Raw genomic sequence first — 17499 nt, forward strand, 5'->3', positions numbered from 1 at the left:
CCGGCGACTTCTAGGGTTTTCCCTATCGTCACATACCGGGCGCCACATAGGCGCTATGGGTGGGACCGTATGCATGGCATGCGGCAAAGTACTAACTTCGACATGGCCCGATTTTTGATCGTTCCAGAGCGTTGACAGAACCCACCCACGAGATGCGCATGACCCCGAGCACCCAACCGATCCGCTTTTTCCATCGCGGCCGAATCGTCGACGTCAGCGGCGTCCATCCGACCCGTTCGGTGCTCGACTGGCTGCGCGAGGACGTGCGCTGCACCGGCACCAAAGAGGGTTGCAACGAGGGCGACTGCGGTGCATGCACCGTGGTCGTCGGCGAACTGGCCGAGCCGGGCGAGAAGGGCGCGGTCGGCGGCTTGCGCCTGTCGACCGTCAATGCCTGCATCCAGTTCCTGCCCACCCTGCACGGCAAGGCCTTGTTCACGGTCGAGGACCTGAAGGCGCAGTGCGGCCACGGGCACGATGCGACGCGGCACGAGAAGCACCCGGTGCAGCGGCTGCACCCGGTCCAGCAGGCGATGGTCGACTGCCATGGCTCGCAGTGCGGCTTCTGCACCCCCGGCTTCGTGATGTCGCTGTGGTCGACCTACGAGCACCACCAGGAGGGCGGCACCCAGCCGACCCGGCAGCAGCTGGCCGACGACCTGTCGGGCAACCTGTGCCGCTGCACCGGCTACCGGCCGATCCTCGACGCCGGCCAGCGCATGTTCGACCTGCCGGGCGTGCGGCTGGACACCGCGCCGGTGGTCGAGGCGCTCGCCAGCCTGAGGCACGACGCCACCTTCGACTACGCCGCGCCCCTGGGGCAGCGGCTGGACCATTTCCATGCGCCGACCACGCTGGCCGAACTCGCCGCGCTGCGCGAAGCCAAGCCGGCCGCCCAGCTGCTCGCCGGATCGACCGACGTCGGGCTCTGGGTCAACAAGCAGTTCCGCGACCTCGGCGACATCATCTCGGTCGGCGACGTGGCCGAGCTGAAGCTGATCGAGGAGCGCGGCAGCGGCGCGGCGGCCGAGCTCTACATCGGCGCCGGTGCCTCGCTCGAGAACGCCTTCGCTGCCCTGGTGCAGCGGGCGCCGAGCCTGACCGATGTCTGGCTGCGCTTCGCCTCGCCGCCGATCCGCCACGCGGGCACCATGGGCGGCAATGTCGCCAATGGCTCGCCGATCGGCGATTCGCCGCCGGTGCTGATGGCGCTCGACGCCGAGATCGAACTGCGCCGCGGCGAGCGCGTGCGGCGGATGCCGCTGCCCGAGTTCTATGTCGACTACATGAAGAACAAGCTCGAGCCGGGCGAATTCGTGCAGGGGCTGGCGGTGCCGCTGTCGGCGCTCGGGCGCCAGCTGCGCGCCTACAAGATCAGCAAGCGCTTCGACTGCGACATCTCGGCCTTGTGCGCCGGCTTCGCGATCGCGATCGACGGCGAGGTGGTGAAAGAGATCCGCCTGGCCTTTGGCGGCATGGCAGCCACCGTCAAGCGCGCCGCCCAGGCCGAAGCCGCATTGGCCGGGAAGCCCTGGACCCAGGCCAGCGTGAACGCCGCCAAGCTGGCGCTGGCGCAGGATTTCAAGCCGCTGACCGACATGCGCGCGAGCGCCGACTACCGGCTGCAGGTGGCGCAGAACCTGCTGCAGCGGCTGTGGCTGGAAACGCGCACCAACGACCCGCTGCCGGTTGAAGCCACCAGCGTCTGGAGCGTGATGCCCCACGCCGCCCTCGAGGCCGTGCAAGGAGCCTGACATGAACAAACCCCTCGATCCCAGCCTGTTCCAGTCGGCCGAGGCCTTCGCCGACTACCTGACCAACACCGCCGCGCGCATCGACGCCAAGGCCGAGGCCCGCGCGCATGACGATGGCGCCCGCGTGGGCATCAGCCGTCCGCACGAGTCGGCCCAGCTCCATGTCGCCGGCGAGGCCACCTACATCGACGACATCCCCGAACTCGCCGGCACGCTGCACTGCGCCCTGGGCCTGTCGCCGGTGGCCAACGGCCGGCTCACGGGCGTCCGGCTCGACGCCATCCGCGCGATGCCGGGCGTGGTGGCGGTGCTCACCGCCGCCGACATTCCGGGCAGCAACGACTGCGGCTCGATCGTCCATGACGACCCGATCCTGTGCAGCGGCGACATCCGCTACCTTGGCCAGCCGGTGTTCGCGGTGATCGCCGAGACCCGCGACGCCGCCCGCCGCGCCGCGGCCCGCGCCAAGGACGCGCTCGACATCGAGGCGCAGCCGCCGGTGCTGACGCCGCAGGACGCGCATGCCAGGGGCGAGTACGTGGTGCCGCCGATGCACCTGGTGCGCAGCACGAACGATGGCGGCGCGCAGGCCGCGATCGCCAGGGCGCCGCATCGCCTCAAGGCCGAGCTCGACGTCGGCGGCCAGGAGCAGTTCTACCTCGAAGGGCAGATCAGCTACGCGATCCCCAAGGAGGGCGGCGCGATGCACGTCTACTGCTCGACCCAGCATCCGAGCGAGATGCAGCACCTGGTGGCGCATGCGCTGCACCTGCAGGCCAACGAGGTGCATGTCGAGTGCCGGCGCATGGGCGGCGGCTTCGGCGGCAAGGAGTCGCAGTCGGCCCTGTTCGCCTGCGTGGCCTCGGTCGCCGCCAGCAAGCTGCAGCGCCCGGTCAAGCTGCGGCTGGACCGCGACGACGACTTCATGATCACCGGCCGGCGCCACTGCTTCTGGTACGAGTACGAGGTCGGCTACGACGACGAGGGCCGCATCCTCGGCGCCGAGATCTCGATGGTCTCCCGCGCCGGCCACTCGGCCGACCTGTCGGGCCCGGTGATGACCCGCGCCCTTTGCCACTTCGACAACGCCTACTGGCTGCCCGACGTCGCCATGCACGGCTACTCGGGCAAGACCAACACCCAGAGCAACACCGCCTTCCGCGGCTTCGGCGGGCCGCAGGGCGCGATCGCGATCGAGAACATCCTCGACAGCGTGGCGCGCGAACTGGGCCGCGATCCGCTCGACGTGCGGCGCGTCAACTTCTACGGCAAGGGCGAGAACAACGTCACGCCCTACGGCCAGCTGGTGAGCGACAACATCATCCACGAGCTGGTGGCCGAACTCGAGGCCAGCAGCAGCTACCGCGCGCGGCGCGAGGAGATCGCGGCCTTCAACGCCAGGAGCCCGGTGCTCAAGCGCGGCATCGCGCTGGCGCCGCTCAAGTTCGGCATCTCGTTCAACGTCAAGCACTTCAACCAGGCCGGTGCGCTGGTCCATGTGTACACCGACGGCTCGATCCTGGTGAACCACGGCGGCACCGAGATGGGGCAGGGCCTGAACACCAAGGTGGCGCAGGTGGTGGCGCACGAGCTCGGCGTCAGCTTCGAGAGCGTGCGGGTGACAGCGACCGACACCCAGAAGGTGGCCAACACCTCGGCCACCGCGGCGTCGACCGGTGCCGACCTGAACGGCAAGGCGGCGCAGGACGCCGCCCGCCAGATCCGCGAACGGCTGGCCGCCTGCGCCGCGGCGCGCCATGGCGGCGAGGCGTCGCAGGTGCGCTTCGCCAACGACAAGGTCGAGGTCAACGGCCGCACCTTGCCCTTCGGCACCGTGGTCGGCGAGGCCTACCTCGACCGGGTGCAGCTGTGGTCCGACGGCTTCTACGCCACCCCGGGCCTCAGCTGGGACAAGGACAAGATGTTCGGCCGGCCGTTCTTCTACTTCGCCTACGGCGCGGCGGTGAGCGAGGTGATCGTCGACACGCTGACCGGCGAGTGGAAGCTGCTGCGCGCCGACATCCTGCACGATGCCGGCAAGTCGCTGAACCCGGCGGTCGACATCGGCCAGGTCGAGGGCGCCTTCATCCAGGGCATGGGCTGGCTCACGACCGAAGAGCTGGTCTGGCACCCCAAGACCGGCCTGCTGACCACCCACGCGCCGAGCACCTACAAGATCCCGACCGCCAACGACTGCCCGCCGGTATTCAACGTGCGGCTGTTTGAGGGCCAGAACTTCGAGGACTCGATCCACCGCAGCAAGGCGGTCGGCGAGCCGCCGCTCTTGCTGCCGTTCTCGGTCTTCTTCGCGATCCGCGATGCGGTGTCGGCGGCCGGCGAGCACAAGGTCGACCCGCCGCTGCGCGCGCCCGCCACCAGCGAGGCGATCCTGAACGCGATCACCGCGGTCCAGGCCGGCGCCTGAGGGCCTTTCCATGTGATTGCCGCGCTGTATAACTGCCCGCACATTCCAGACCACGGCGGGCAGTCATGAGAGACCAGGCGCTTCTCGACAAGATCGATCTTCACCTCATCCGGGTTCTACACACCGTGCTGACCGACCGCAGCGTCTCGCGAGCCGCCATCCGATTGGGGATGTACCAGCCCGCCGTTTCCGCCGCCCTCAAGCGGCTACGGGAGCTGTCCGGCGACCCGCTGCTGGTGCGCTCGGGCTCGGGCATGGTGCCGACCGATGCCGGCCTGCGCATGATCGAGCCGGCGGCCGCCATCCTGCGCTCGGCCGAGGTGCTGTTCAGCGACGCCCGCGGCTTCGATCCGCAGACCGCCGCCACCACCTTCCGGATCGCCGCCAGCGACTACATGGACCCGCAGTTCCTGCCGCTGCTGGTGGCGCAGATCAAGAGCCAGGCGCCCCTGTGCCACATCGAGATCCATCCGCTGTCGTCCGATTCGGACTACCACGCGCACCTCTCGCTGGGCCAGGTCGACGTGGTGGTCGGCAACTGGCTCAAGCCGCCGGAAGACCTGCACATGGCGCGGCTGTTCGGCGACGAGATCGTCTCGATGGTCAACAAGGACCATCCGGCGGTGCGGCGCGGCTGGGACCTGGAGAGCTGGCTGGCGGCCGAGCACATCGCGCCGACGCCGACGCATCCGGGTGCCCGCGGGATCATCGACCAGATGCTCGACGAGATGGGCCGGCAGCGCAACATCATGGCCCGCTGCGCCCACTTCGGGCTGATTCCCGACATGGTGGCCTCGAGCCTGCTGGTGCTGACCACCGGCCGCCAGTACTGCGAGCGCTTCGTCGACCGGCTGCCGGTCGCGATCCTCGATTGCCCGGTGCCGCTGCCGCGCCTCATGTACTACCAGCTGTGGCACGAGCGCACCCATTCCTCGAGTTCGGCGCGCTGGCTGCGCGAGCGCACCAAGGCGGTGGCGGCGTCGCTGCGGCCGCCGCCCGCCGCGGCCGGGCCCGACTAGACCGCACAAGAATTTCGCGCCGGCGTCGCGATACGGACAGGAACGCCACGAGCCCAAAGAAACGAGACGGAGACAAATGCGATGAACCGGACAGACACGGTGCCCACCGGGCACGCCACCACGCCACGCCCCGCCGCCAGCGGCTGGGCCGAAAGGCTCTTCAAGCTCAGGGAGCACAACACCACGGTGCGCACCGAACTGGTGGCGGGCCTCACGACTTTCCTGACGATGGCCTACATCATCTTCGTGAACCCGTCGATCCTCGGCGACGCGGGCATGCCGAAGGACGCGGTCTTCGTCGCCACCTGCCTGATCGCGGCGCTCGGCACCGCCATCATGGCGCTCTACGCCAACTACCCGATCGCGCTGGCGCCCGGCATGGGCCTGAACGCCTATTTCGCCTACGTGGTGGTCGGCCAGATGGGCTTCACCTGGCAGGCGGCGCTGGGCGCGGTGTTCGTCTCGGGCTGCCTGTTCCTGCTGGTCACGGTGTTCAAGCTGCGCGAGCTGATCATCCGCGGCATCCCGCATTCGATCCGGGTCGCCATCACGGTCGGCATCGGGCTGTTCCTGGCGATCATCGCGCTCAAGAGCGCCGGCATCGTGGCGCCCTCCAAGGCGACCTACGTCACGCTCGGCGACCTGCACACGCCCGAAGTGGTGCTGGCCACGCTGGGCTTCTTCCTGATCGTGGTGCTCGACCGGCTCAAGGTGCCGGGCGCGATCCTGATCGGCATCATCGCGGTGACGGTGCTGTCCTTCTTCTTCGGCGGCAACGTCTTCCACGGCATCTTCGCGCCGCCGCCGTCGATCGCGCCGACCTTCCTGCAGCTGGACATCAAGGCGGCGCTCACGGGCGGCATCCTCAACGTGATCCTGGTGTTCTTCCTGGTCGAGCTGTTCGACGCCACCGGCACCCTGATGGGCGTCGCCCGCCGCGCCGGCCTGCTGGTGCCGGGCAAGATGGACCGGCTCAACAAGGCGCTGCTGGCCGACAGCGGCGCGATCTTCGCCGGTTCGCTCCTGGGCACGTCCAGCACCACCGCCTACGTGGAGAGCGCGGCCGGCGTCCAGGCCGGCGGCCGCACCGGGCTCACGGCGCTGACGGTGTCGGTGCTGTTCCTGGCGGCGCTGGTGATTTCGCCGCTGGCCGGCGCGGTGCCGGCCTATGCCACGGCACCGGCCTTGTTCTTCGTGGCCTGTTTGATGCTTAGGGAACTGACCGAACTCGACTGGGAAGACACCACCGAAGTGATTCCAGCGGCGGTCACCGCGCTGGTCATGCCCTTCACCTATTCGATCGCCAACGGCCTGGCGTTCGGCTTCATCACCTACGCGGTGCTGAAGCTGTTCACTGGCCAGGCCCGCAAGGTCCACTGGATGGTGTGGCTGATCGGCGGCGTTTTCCTGTTCAAGTTCATCTATATCGGCGGACACTGACGACAATGCGTCCCTGAAACCCAACGGCCAGGCACAGGCATGACAATCCACAGACTCCAGCTCGCGCACATCACCAAGCGCTACCCCGCGGTGGTCGCCAACAGCGACGTTTCGCTGACGGTGGCGCCCGGCGAAACCCACGCGGTCCTCGGCGAGAACGGCGCCGGCAAATCCACGCTGATGAAGATCATCTACGGCTCGGTCAAGCCCGATGAAGGCAGCGTGATGTTCAACGGCCAGCCGGTCAACGTGCGCAACCCGCAGGAGGCGCGGGCGCTGGGCATCAGCATGGTGTTCCAGCATTTCTCCCTGTTCGATACCCTGACCGTGGCCGAGAACGTCTGGCTCGGGCTGGACAAGAGCCTGGCGCTGGCCGAGGTGGCGCGCCGGGTCCAGGCCAAGGCGGCCGAATACGGGCTGGACATCGACCCGGCGCGGCCGGTCCACACGCTGTCGGTCGGCGAGATGCAGCGGGTCGAGATCATTCGCGCGCTGCTGACCGACCCCAAGCTGCTGATCCTCGACGAGCCGACCTCGGTCCTGACGCCGCAGGCGGTGCAGAAGCTCTTCGTGGTGCTCAAGAAGCTGGCCTCCGAAGGCTGCAGCATCCTCTACATCAGCCACAAGCTGCACGAGATCCGCGAGCTGTGCACGGCCTGCACCGTGCTGCGCGGCGGCAAGGTCACGGGGGTGTGCAATCCGCAGAACGAATCGAACGAATCGCTGTCGAGGCTGATGATCGGCGCCGAGCCGCCGCCGCTGCAACACCGGCCGATCCATGCGGGCGCGGTGGCGATGCAGGTCAAGGGCCTCACCTTGGCGCGCGAGGACCAGTTCGGCGTCGACCTGGACGGCATCTCCCTGGACGTCCGCGCCGGCGAGGTGGTGGGCATCGCCGGCGTCTCGGGCAACGGCCAGAAGGAACTGCTCTACGCCCTGTCGGGCGAGGACACTCGGGCCGAGGCCCGCATGATCGAGGTTTTCGGCCAGCCGGCGGCCCACTTCAGGCCGCGCCGGCGCCGCGCGCTGGGGCTGCACTTCGTGCCCGAGGAGCGGCTGGGCCGCGGCGCCGTGCCGACCCTGGGGCTGGCGCAGAACATGCTGCTGACCCGCAGCAACGCGGTCGGCAAGGGCGGCTGGATCCGGACCGGCGCGCTGCAGCAGCACGCCGCCAAGATCATCCAGCGCTTCAACGTCAAGGCCGGCGGGCCGAACGCGGCGGCACGCTCGCTGTCGGGCGGCAACCTGCAGAAATTCATCGTCGGGCGCGAGATCGACGCCGACCCGAAGATCTTCATCGTCTCGCAGCCGACCTGGGGCGTGGACGTCGGCGCCGCGGCGCTGATCCGCGGCGAGATCCTGGCGCTGCGCGATGCCGGCTGCGCGGTGCTGGTGGTCAGCGAGGAGCTCGACGAGCTGTTCGAGATCTGCGACCGCCTGCATGTCATCGCCAAGGGCCGCCTCTCGCCCTCGATCGATCGCGCCGCCGCCACGGTGCCGCAGATCGGCGAATGGATGAGCGGCCTCTGGGACGCTTCGCCACATGCTGCCAAGGCAGCCACGGAGGTGGCCCATGCTTAAGCTCGAACCCCGCCCGCAGCTCTCGCGTTTCTGGAGCTATGGCTCGCCGATCCTGGCGCTGCTGATCACCGTGCTGATCGGCATGGTGCTGTTCGCCCTGCTCGGCAAGGACCCGGTCAAGGGCCTCGCTGTCTTCTTCTGGGAGCCGATCAAGAGCGGCTATGCGCTGGGCGAGCTGATGGTCAAGGCGACGCCGCTCCTCATCATCGCGCTCGGCCTGGCCGTGTGCTTCCGCTCCAATGTCTGGAACATCGGCGCCGAGGGGCAGTTCGTGTTCGGCGCCATCTGCGCCGGCGGCGTCGCGCTGCTGGCCGACAAGTCGACCGGGTCGTGGATCGTGGCCGCGATCCTGGTCGCCGGGATCCTGGGCGGCATGGTCTGGGCGGGCATCGTCGCCTTCCTGCGCGACAGGTTCAACGCCAACGAGATCCTGGTGAGCCTGATGCTGGTCTACGTCGCGGTGCTGCTGCTGGGCTACATGGTCTACGGCCCGTGGAAGGACCCGCAGGGCTACAACTTCCCGCAGACCAAGACCTTCGAGGCCGTGACCCAGATCCCGCGGCTGCTGAAGGGCTCGCGCGTCAGCATCGGACTGCTGATCGCGCTGGCCGGCTCGGCGGCGCTGTGGGTGTTCCTGTTCCGCACCCGGGCCGGCTTCGCCCAGCAGGTCGGCGGGCTGGCGCCGGCGGCCGCGCGCTACGCGGGCTTCTCGGCCCGGCGCGCGGTCTGGATCGCGCTGCTGACCTCGGGCGGCGCGGCCGGCCTGGCGGGTGCGCTCGAAGTGGCGGGCCCGATCGGCCAGCTCACGCCCTACGTTCCCGCCGGCTACGGCTTCGCCGCGATCATCGTGGCCTTCGTCGGCCGGCTGCACCCGGTCGGCATGATCTTCTCGGCGATCCTCATGAGCATGTTCTACATCGGTGGCGAGCTGGCCCAGTCGCGGCTCGGCCTGCCCAAGTCGCTGACCGGCGTGTTCCAGGGCCTGCTGCTGTTCACGCTGCTGGCCTGCGACACGCTGATCGCCTACCGGATCCGGCGCAAGGCAGCGGTCAAGGTGATCGCCTCGACCTCCGGGACCGGTTCGCTGCAGGCCAGCACGCCGCTCACGGCACCGGTCGCCCGTCCCACCGAAGGAGCCGCATGATGGAATCCTACGCACTGCTGCTGGGCTCCACGCTCAGCGCCGGCACGGTCCTGGCCATCGCCGCCCTGGGCCTGCTGATCAACGAAAAGGCCGGCATCGTCAACCTCGGCGCGGAGGGCATGATGCTGTGCGCCGCGATCGCCGGCTTCGCCACCGTGGTGGTCACGCACAACACCTGGCTCGGCTTCCTGGCCGGCATGGCGGCCGGGGCGCTGCTGGCCGCCTTCTTCGGCGTGCTGGTGATCTGGCTCAACACCAACCAGTACGCCACCGGGCTGGCGCTGAGCCTGTTCGGCGTCGGTTTCTCGGCCTTCGCGGGCATCAACTTCGTCCAGGCCAAGCTGCCCGAGAGCGTGTCCTACGCGCTGCCGGTGCTGGGCGACATCCCGCTGGTGGGGCCGGCGCTGTTCCGCCATCACCCGATGGTCTATTTCGCGGTGCTGCTGACCATCGGCCTGATCTGGTTCCTGTACCGCACGCGCGCCGGCCTGGTGCTGCGCTCGGTCGGCGAATCGCCCGAGTCCTCGCACGCGCTGGGCTATCCGGTGCGGCGCATCCGCTTCCTGGCGGTGATCGCCGGCGGCGCGCTGTGCGGGCTGGCGGGCGCCTACCTGTCGACCGTCTACACGCCGCTGTGGGTCGAGGGCATGGTGGCCGGACGCGGCTGGATCGCGCTCGCGCTCACCACCTTCGCGACCTGGCGCCCGGTGCGGGTGCTGCTCGGTGCCTACCTGTTCGGCGGGGTGTCGATGCTGGGCTTCCACCTGCAGAGCACCGGGGTCAACATCCCGAGCCAGTTCCTCAGCATGCTGACCTATATCGCGCCGATCGTGGTGCTGGCACTGATCTCGCGCAACCCGGCGTTTATCCGGGTCAACATGCCGGCTTCGATTGGGAAACCCTTCTACCCCGGCTCATAATCACGTTTCCTTTTGTTTCTCCGCCAACCCGTCCTTCGAGGATTTCGAACAATGAATGATCTGAACAAGCGTTCCCTGCTCAAGCTGGCTGCCCTGACCGCGGTCGCTTCGGCCGCCCTCATCGGCTGCGGCAAGAAGGAAGAGGCAGCAGCTCCCGCCGCGGCGCCTGCCGCCCCGGCGCCCAGCGCTGCGGCACCGGCACCGAAGGCGCCGCTGAACATCGCCTTCGCCTATGTCGGCCCGGTCGGCGACGGCGGCTGGTCGTTCGCGCACGACAACGCCCGCAAGGCGATCGAGAAGGAATTCGGCGACAAGATCAAGACCACCTTCGTCGAGAGCGTGCCCGAGAGCGCCGATGCCGAGCGCGTGTTCCGCGACATGGTGAGCCAGGGCAACAAGCTGATCTTCGGCACCACCTTCGGCTACATGGAGCCGATGCTCAAGGTCGCGGCCGACAACAAGGAAGTCAAGTTCGAGCATGCCACCGGCTACAAGACGGCCGAGAATATGCGCACCTACGACAGCCGCACCTACGAAGGCGCCTACATGGCTGGCGTGATCGCCGGCTCGATGACCAAGAGCAACACGCTGGGCGTGGTCGGCTCGGTGCCGATCCCCGAGGTGCTGCGCAACATCAACAGCTTCACGCTGGGCGCCCAGTCGGTCAACCCGAAGATCTCGACCAAGGTGGTGTGGGTCAACGAATGGTTCAGCCCGCCCAAGGAAACCGAGGCCGCCACCGCGCTGATCAACGGCGGCGCCGACGTGCTGTTCCAGAACACCGACTCGCCGGCCGTGCTCAAGACCGCCCAGGAAAAGGGCAAGCGCGCCTTCGGCTGGGACTCCGACATGACCGCCTACGGCCCGAAGGCCCACCTGGCCTCGGCCGTCATCAACTGGACGCCTTACTACACCAAGGCCACCCAGGACATGCTGGACGGCAAGTGGACCACCGGCCAGACCTGGTGGGGCGTCAAGGAAGGCGCGATCGACCTGGTGTCGATCGCCGAGGACGTTCCGGCCGAGGCTAAGGCCAAGATCGAGGAAGTCAAGAAGGGCCTGAAGGACGGCAGCTTCTCGATCTGGAAGGGCCCGATCGTCGACCAGGACGGCAAGGAAGTGGTGGCGGCCGGTGCCGTGGCCGACGACAAGTTTCTGAGCGGCGTCAACTTCTACGTCAAGGGCGTCGAAGGCAAGGTGCCGGGCGGCGACAAGAAGTAAGACGACGAAAAACCGGATCTCCGGTGCAAAGGGTTGTCCTCGGGCAACCCTTTTTCGTTTTGGGTCTGGGGAGGAACCATGAACGAGTCCGAACTGCAGCAAGTGCTGGTGCGTGGCGAAGACAGCCGACACCAGTTCAAGCGCGATGCGAGCAACGTCGACGGCTTGGCCGCCGAGTTGGCGGCCTTTGCCAACAGCGGTGGCGGATGGTTGTTTCTCGGCGTGGCCGACGATGGGGCGGTCAGCGGGCTGGACCCGGCCGCGGTGCGGCGGCTGAACCAGTTGCTCGGCAATGCCGCTACCCAGCACATGCGCCCGCCTGTACATCCGACGACCGAGAACTTGCAGACTTCTCAAGGCATCGTGATGGTGGTCAGCGTGCCCGATGGCCTCGCCAAGCCCTATGTGGACCATCAGGGACGGATCTGGGTCAAGCAGGGTGCGGACAAGCGACACGTGACGGCGCGCGAGGAAATGCAGCGGATGTTCCAGCGTGCCGGTCTGGTCTATGCCGATGTGGTGCCGGTGGCTGGAACGTCTGCGGCGGATGTCGACGAGAAGGCCTTTCAAGCCTATTTCAACCGTCGCTATGGCCAAGGCAGCGAGTTTGCGGGCCAGACACAGGAGCAACTCCTGCAAAACCTGGGCCTGGGCGATGGGCGTGAACTGAACCTGGCGGGGTTGATGCTGTTCGGCCGCCACCCGCAGCGCTGGCGGCCGGCGTTCGAGGTCAAGGCTGTGGCCTTCCCCGGCGTCAGTCTGGCCGATACCCGCTACTTGGATAGCGAGGATATTGCTGGCACCTTGCAGGAACAGTACCAACGCAGCTTTGCCTTCGTCCGCCGCAACCTGCACCACGTACAGCGCAAGCGCGGCTTCAATACGTTGGGCGAACTGGAGATTCCCGAGGCCGCATTGGAAGAACTGCTGGTGAATGCGCTGATCCACCGCGACTACTTCACCAGTGCCTCGATCCGCCTGATGGTGTTCGCCGACCGGATTGAGATCGTCAGCCCGGGCCACCTGCCCGACAGCCTGAGCGTGGCGGCCATCCGCGAAGGGCGCACCAACCGCCGCAACCCGACGCTGACCGAACATGCCTCCCACATCTTGCCGTATCGCGGCATGGGCAGCGGCATTCCGCGTGCATTGAAAGAGTGGCCGAGTATCGATCTGGCCGACCAGGTAGCGGGCAACCAGTTCAGCGCCGTGATCCGGCGACCGGCTGCGGAGTGGGAGGGGGGCACCCCACCAGTCACCCCACCAGTCACCCCACCAGTCACCCCACCAGTCCTCGCCCTGTTGAAGCTGCTCGCCGAAGCCGGAGACTTGGCAAACGCCGAGATTCGCGAGCGGCTGCAGCTCAAGGACCGCACCCATGTGCGAGAGCGCTATATCGAGCCCGCGTTGACGCAAGGCCTGATCGAATACACCCTGCCTGACAAGCCCAACAGTCGCTTGCAGAAATACCGGCTGACCATCACTGGCCGCGCATTGCTGCAATCACTGGACCGCGATACGCCCGCGCCATGAATTCGAGTGTGCGAGCCACAATTGAACGAGCTGCCGTCAGGGCGCGAAACCTGAGTCGAATGGAGTTACGTTGATAGAAAAAAGTCTTTGGCATCCGGTGGCTCTTGCCGACGAGCTGGCGACGGCGCCGCTCGCGGTGCGACTGCTCGGCGACAAGCTGGTGCTGTGGCGCGATGGCGCCGGTACCGTCCACGCCTGGGCCGACCGCTGTCCGCATCGCGGCGCGCAGCTCTCGCTCGGCCGGGTGGTCGCCTGCGAGCGCGGCGCGGTCCTCGAGTGCCCCTACCACGGCTGGCGCTTCGAGCCCGGCGGCCATTGCATCCACGTACCGGCGCTGCCGGACTTCGTGCCGCCGGCCACGCACCGCGCCGCGACGCACGCCGCGGTCGAGGCCCAGGGCCTGGTGTGGGTCCGGCTCGAAAGTGATGGCCAGGGCGATGCCGCGCTGCCCGCCTTCGAGGCCGAGGACGACGCGGGCATGCGCAAGATCAGCTGCGGCCCCTACGACGTCGAGACGAGCGCCCCGCGGCTGGTCGAGAACTTCCTCGACATGGCGCACTTCGGCTTCGTGCACGAAGGCTGGCTCGGCGCGCGCGAGATGGCCGTGATCGACGACTACCGGGTCGAAGCCACGCCCGACGGCGTGCGCGCGACCGGCTGCAAGGCCTGGCAGCCGCAGTCGACGGTCAACTCGACCGCGCCGGCGCAGGTCGAATACACCTATGAGGTCACAGCGCCCTATGCGGCGGTGCTGACCAAGGTGCCCGAGGCTTCGAGCGTCGGCATCGACGGCTACCGCGAATCGATCGCGCTCCAGATCTGCCCGGTCGATGCCGAGCGCAGCCGGGTCTGGTTCCGCTTCGCCACCTCCGATTTCGAGCGCGACGCGGCCTCGGTGCGCGCCTTCCAGGACACCATCTTCCTGCAGGACAAGCCGGTGCTCGAATCGCAAAGCCCCAAGCGGCTGCCGCTCGACCTGCGCGCCGAGCTCCACACCGTGGCCGACAAGGCCTCGTCCCTCTACCGCCGCCACCTCAAAATGCGTGGCATCACCTTCGGAGTCTGCTGATGACCATTGCCCAAAAACGCACCGTCCGCGACATCGCCGCCGACCGCCTGCCCGCGCTGCTGCGCGCCATGCCGAAGGCCGAGCTGCACATCCACATCGAGGGCTCGCTCGAGCCCGAATTGATCTTCGCGCTGGCGCAGCGCAACGGCGTCGCCATTCCCTACGCCAGCGTGGAGGACCTGCGCGCCGCCTACGCCTTCACCAACCTGCAGACCTTCCTGGACATCTACTACGCCGGCGCCAGCGTGCTTCTGAAGGAGCAGGACTTCTACGACATGGCCTGGGCCTACCTGGAGCGGGCGGCGGCCGACAACGTGGTGCGCACCGAGATGTTCTTCGATCCGCAGACCCACACCGAGCGCGGCGTCGCGATGCAGACCGTGATCGACGGCCTGCACCGGGCCTGCGTCGATGCCAAGGCCAGGCTCGGCGTCGATGCCGAGCTGATCCTGTGCTTCCTGCGCCACCTCAGCGAGGAGGATGCCTTCGCCACGCTGGAGCAGGCGCTGCCGTTTCGCGACCGCTTCATCGGCGTCGGCCTCGATTCGAGCGAGCTCGGCCATCCGCCCGAGAAGTTCGCCCGCGTGTTCGCCCGCTGCCGCGAACTCGGCTTCCACTTGGTCGCCCATGCGGGCGAGGAGGGGCCGCCGGCCTATGTCTGGAGCGCGCTCGACGTGCTCAAGGTCGAGCGCATCGACCATGGCGTGCAGAGCACCAAGGACGCCGCGCTCATGAAGCGGCTGGCCGCGGACCGCATTCCGCTGACCGTCTGCCCGCTGTCGAACCTCAAGCTGTGCGTGTTCCCCGACCTCGGGCAGCACAACCTGCGCGCGCTGCTCGATGGCGGCCTGGTGGCGACGGTGAATTCCGACGACCCGGCCTACTTCGGCGGCTACATGAACCAGAACTTCACCGAGACCTTCGCCGCCACCGGGCTCACGGCGCAGCACGCCTGGCAGCTGGCGGCCAACAGCTTCGAGGGCAGCTTCGTCGATGCCGCGGCCAAGCGCGCCTATGTCGACCGGCTCAACGCGGCCTTCGACGCCTTCGCCTGAACCGCATCCGCAGGCGCCGAGAGCAGCGGCAGGGCGGCGGCCGCGCAGGCCGCGGCCGCCAGCCACACCAGCGGCCAGCCCTGCAGGGCCAACAGGTGAGGAATGCCGAGCGGCGTCGCGAAGCACACCATGAACACGCTGGTGTTCGCCATGCCCAGTGCGGTGCCGGCCCGGGCCGCGCCCGCGCGGGTGGCCAGTTCGGTGTAGGCGACGCCGTGCCAGGCCGATACGCAGAGGCCGCTCACGGCCAGCAGCCCGATCAGCAGCGCGCGCAGCGGAGCCGAAGCACCGGTCGCCGCGTCGCCCGCCAGGGCCAGCGCCGCCAGTGCCGCGAACAGCAGCATGCTGAGCAGGCTGCTGGCGCGCAGGTAGGCCGGCCGGTTCCGGCGGCGATCGGTCCAGCGCCCGCTCCAGACCCGCATCGCCATCGCCCCGACCTGCATCGCCGTCATCGCGGCGGCGATGACGCCCAGCCCGGCGTGGCCGAAGTCGTGCAGGAAGACGGTGCCGAAGGACAGCACCGCGAACTGCGGCGCGCACAGGATGCCGATGCCCGCCGCGAGGCGCCAGACGCGGGCGTCGCGCAACGGGCCGTCCCGGCGCTGCGCGGCCCGCGCCGCGGCCGGAAAGGGCGCGAGCGGCGCCGCGGGTTCGCGCACCCAGGCCCAGGCCAGCAGGGCGCTGAGCGCGCACAGGGCGGCCAGTACGCCGTACATCGCCGCAAAGCCGAAGCGCGATGCGACCGCCGGCAGCAGCATGGCGCCGACCGCGCCGCCGAGCGGCACGGCGGTCTGCCGGATGCTCATCGCCAGGCCGCGCTCGCCGTCGGCGAACCAGCCCATCACGGCCCGGCCGCTGGCGCCGTTGACGCTGCCACCCAGCAGGCCGACTCCGAGCAGGCCGGCACCGAGCCAGCCCAGGCCGGGCACGTGCTGCGGCGTCGGCGCTGCCAGCAGCGCCATTGCGAGCAGCGCCAGGGCGGTGGCGCCGAGGCCGGTCAGCAGCACCGGCCGGTCGCCCCAGCGGTCGGTCAGCAGGCCCCACGGCAGTTCGCTCACGGCGATGCCGAGGCCCATCAGCCCGAGCACCAGGCCCAGGGTGGCGTTGTCGAGCCGATAGCCCGATCGCATCAGCACGGCGGTCATCGGGATGCCGCTGAAAGCGACCGAGAACGCCGCGTTGGCGGCGACGCCTGCGGCGAGCACCTTCCAGCGGTGCGACGAGGTGGCGGGGAGCGAGGGGGCTTGCATCATGCGGCGCAGTGTCCGCTTGTGCCAAGCTTTTGAAAATCAGAAAATAATCAACCATCCGTCCACAAAAACGGGATGATTGACCATGACCCACGTGTTGTTCGACCTCGACGTTCTTCGCAGCTTCTCGACCGGCGTGGCCCTCGGCAGCTACGCCCGGGCGGCCGACAAGCTCGGGCGCTCGACCTCGGCGGTGAGTGCCCAGCTCAAGAAGCTTGAAAGCCAGGCCGGCACGCCGCTGCTGCGCAAGGCCGGGCGCGGCCTCGAGCTCACCGACGCCGGCCAGACCCTGCTGGCCTATGCCCATCGCCTGCTCGAGATCAACGACGAGGCGGCGGCCGCGATGCGCGGCGCCGACCTCGAAGGCTGGGTCCGGCTCGGCCTGCAGGAAGACCTGGGCGAAAGCCTGCTGCCCGGCGTGCTCGGCCGCTTCGCGCGCGCGCATCCCAGGGTTCGCGTCGAGGCCTGCGTGGCGCGCAGCGCCGAACTGCGCGAGCGGCTGGCGCTGGGCCAGCTCGACCTGGCCCTGACCTGGGAAGTCGCGGGCAGCGCACCACTGGACCATGCCGAGCACCTCGTGCGCCTGCCGCTGCAATGGATCGCACCCGCCGCGCCCGCGGCACTGGACACTGCGTGGTGGTCCGAACTGCAGCGCGCCGGGCCGCGCAAGTCGCGCGAGCCGCTGCCGCTGGTGATGGTCGACGCCCCATGCCCGCTGCGCGAGATCGTCACCACGGTGCTCGACCGCGCGGACATTCCCTGGCGCCATGTCTTCACCAGTGCCAGCCTGGCGGCGCTGTGGGCCGCGACCTCGGCCGGGCTTGGCCTGTCGGCACGCCCCGCCTTCGGGCTGCCGCCGCACGTGCGCGTGCTCGACCGCACCGGCACCGGCCTGCCGGCGCTGCCGCAGATCGCGCTCTCGATGGCCCGCGCGCAGGCCGAGCCCGAAGCGCCGGTGGCCCGGCTGGCCGATTTGATGCGCGAGGCGGTGCGCGACAGCGCGACCGGTCGTTGAGCGACGGCGGTCCGTTAAAATGGGCACCGGCGCCGCTGCCCCGCGGCGCCTTTTCCATTCCGGGGCCATGTAG

General features: G+C 68.7%; 13 protein-coding genes. 12 read left to right on the plus strand and 1 reads right to left on the minus strand.

The features are described 5' to 3' along the window. Positions 1-152 precede the first annotated feature (152 nt). The 11 genes from xdhA to AC1DF3_RS28200 all read left to right on the plus strand — a co-directional run bounded on the left by xdhA (position 153) and on the right by AC1DF3_RS28200 (position 15161). Positions 153-1754 carry a xanthine dehydrogenase small subunit gene (gene xdhA / locus AC1DF3_RS28150; protein WP_478141577.1) on the plus strand — a complete coding sequence of 534 codons (1602 nt, stop codon included), beginning with the start codon at positions 153-155 and terminating at the stop codon, positions 1752-1754. A gap of 1 nt (position 1755) precedes the next feature. Then, a complete protein-coding gene (gene xdhB, locus AC1DF3_RS28155; RefSeq protein WP_478141563.1) occupies positions 1756-4179 on the plus strand; it encodes a xanthine dehydrogenase molybdopterin binding subunit in 2424 nt (807 codons plus the stop codon). A 65-nt stretch (positions 4180-4244) separates the two neighbouring features. After that, entirely contained in the window at positions 4245-5198 is a 954-nt protein-coding gene (locus AC1DF3_RS28160; RefSeq protein WP_301802207.1) for a LysR family transcriptional regulator, read from the plus strand. 81 nt (positions 5199-5279) lie between these two features. Further along, positions 5280-6638: an NCS2 family permease gene (locus tag AC1DF3_RS28165; protein WP_286527753.1), complete on the plus strand. Its 1359-nt coding sequence runs from the start codon at positions 5280-5282 to the stop codon at positions 6636-6638. A gap of 39 nt (positions 6639-6677) precedes the next feature. Beyond that, complete coding sequence (locus AC1DF3_RS28170) at positions 6678-8219, plus strand: ABC transporter ATP-binding protein (RefSeq protein WP_286536641.1); 1542 nt, start codon at positions 6678-6680, stop codon at positions 8217-8219. Then, complete coding sequence (locus tag AC1DF3_RS28175; RefSeq protein WP_286536640.1) at positions 8212-9363, plus strand: ABC transporter permease; 1152 nt, start codon at positions 8212-8214, stop codon at positions 9361-9363. The genes AC1DF3_RS28170 and AC1DF3_RS28175 overlap by 8 nt, the downstream gene beginning before the upstream one ends. Next, positions 9363-10283, plus strand: coding sequence for an ABC transporter permease (locus AC1DF3_RS28180; RefSeq protein ID WP_286536639.1), 921 nt, complete (start codon positions 9363-9365; stop codon positions 10281-10283). Before AC1DF3_RS28175 ends, AC1DF3_RS28180 begins: the two co-directional genes overlap by 1 nt. Before the next feature lie 51 nt (positions 10284-10334). Then, positions 10335-11504 carry a BMP family ABC transporter substrate-binding protein gene (locus AC1DF3_RS28185; protein ID WP_286536638.1) on the plus strand — a complete coding sequence of 390 codons (1170 nt, stop codon included), beginning with the start codon at positions 10335-10337 and terminating at the stop codon, positions 11502-11504. Positions 11505-11582: 78 nt separating this feature from the next. Further along, positions 11583-13037 carry a Fic family protein gene (locus AC1DF3_RS28190; RefSeq protein ID WP_478141564.1) on the plus strand — a complete coding sequence of 485 codons (1455 nt, stop codon included), beginning with the start codon at positions 11583-11585 and terminating at the stop codon, positions 13035-13037. Between the two features lie 70 nt (positions 13038-13107). Beyond that, complete coding sequence (locus AC1DF3_RS28195) at positions 13108-14106, plus strand: aromatic ring-hydroxylating dioxygenase subunit alpha (RefSeq protein WP_478141565.1); 999 nt, start codon at positions 13108-13110, stop codon at positions 14104-14106. Beyond that, positions 14106-15161, plus strand: a complete 1056-nt coding sequence (locus AC1DF3_RS28200) for an adenosine deaminase (RefSeq protein ID WP_478141566.1) — start codon at positions 14106-14108, stop codon at positions 15159-15161. The genes AC1DF3_RS28195 and AC1DF3_RS28200 overlap by 1 nt, the downstream gene beginning before the upstream one ends. Here the strand turns inward: AC1DF3_RS28200 and AC1DF3_RS28205 are convergent. Further along, complete coding sequence (locus AC1DF3_RS28205; protein WP_478141567.1) at positions 15119-16414, minus strand: MFS transporter; 1296 nt, start codon at positions 16412-16414, stop codon at positions 15119-15121. The two genes, AC1DF3_RS28200 and AC1DF3_RS28205, sit on opposite strands and share 43 nt — an antisense overlap. Before the next feature lie 82 nt (positions 16415-16496). On the opposite strand from AC1DF3_RS28205, the gene AC1DF3_RS28210 reads away from it, so the two are divergent. Beyond that, complete coding sequence (locus tag AC1DF3_RS28210; protein WP_286536633.1) at positions 16497-17426, plus strand: LysR substrate-binding domain-containing protein; 930 nt, start codon at positions 16497-16499, stop codon at positions 17424-17426. The last annotated feature ends 73 nt before the right edge of the window (positions 17427-17499 follow it).

It is taken from the genome of Variovorax sp. 10N432 (assembly GCF_056394465.1).

Bases quoted from the DNA above. Each gene is read 5' to 3' on its own strand.
- AC1DF3_RS28210 (WP_286536633.1), top strand. From the start codon at position 16,497: ATGACCCACGTGTTGTTCGACCTCGACGTTCTTCGCAGCTTCTCGACC.
- AC1DF3_RS28175 (WP_286536640.1), top strand. From the start codon at position 8,212: ATGCTTAAGCTCGAACCCCGCCCGCAGCTCTCGCGTTTCTGGAGCTAT.
- AC1DF3_RS28165 (WP_286527753.1), top strand. From the start codon at position 5,280: ATGAACCGGACAGACACGGTGCCCACCGGGCACGCCACCACGCCACGC.
- xdhA (WP_478141577.1), top strand. From the start codon at position 153: ATGCGCATGACCCCGAGCACCCAACCGATCCGCTTTTTCCATCGCGGC.
- AC1DF3_RS28205 (WP_478141567.1), bottom strand. From the start codon at position 16,414: ATGATGCAAGCCCCCTCGCTCCCCGCCACCTCGTCGCACCGCTGGAAG.
- AC1DF3_RS28200 (WP_478141566.1), top strand. From the start codon at position 14,106: ATGACCATTGCCCAAAAACGCACCGTCCGCGACATCGCCGCCGACCGC.
- AC1DF3_RS28185 (WP_286536638.1), top strand. From the start codon at position 10,335: ATGAATGATCTGAACAAGCGTTCCCTGCTCAAGCTGGCTGCCCTGACC.
- AC1DF3_RS28180 (WP_286536639.1), top strand. From the start codon at position 9,363: ATGGAATCCTACGCACTGCTGCTGGGCTCCACGCTCAGCGCCGGCACG.
- xdhB (WP_478141563.1), top strand. From the start codon at position 1,756: ATGAACAAACCCCTCGATCCCAGCCTGTTCCAGTCGGCCGAGGCCTTC.
- AC1DF3_RS28190 (WP_478141564.1), top strand. From the start codon at position 11,583: ATGAACGAGTCCGAACTGCAGCAAGTGCTGGTGCGTGGCGAAGACAGC.
- AC1DF3_RS28170 (WP_286536641.1), top strand. From the start codon at position 6,678: ATGACAATCCACAGACTCCAGCTCGCGCACATCACCAAGCGCTACCCC.
- AC1DF3_RS28160 (WP_301802207.1), top strand. From the start codon at position 4,245: ATGAGAGACCAGGCGCTTCTCGACAAGATCGATCTTCACCTCATCCGG.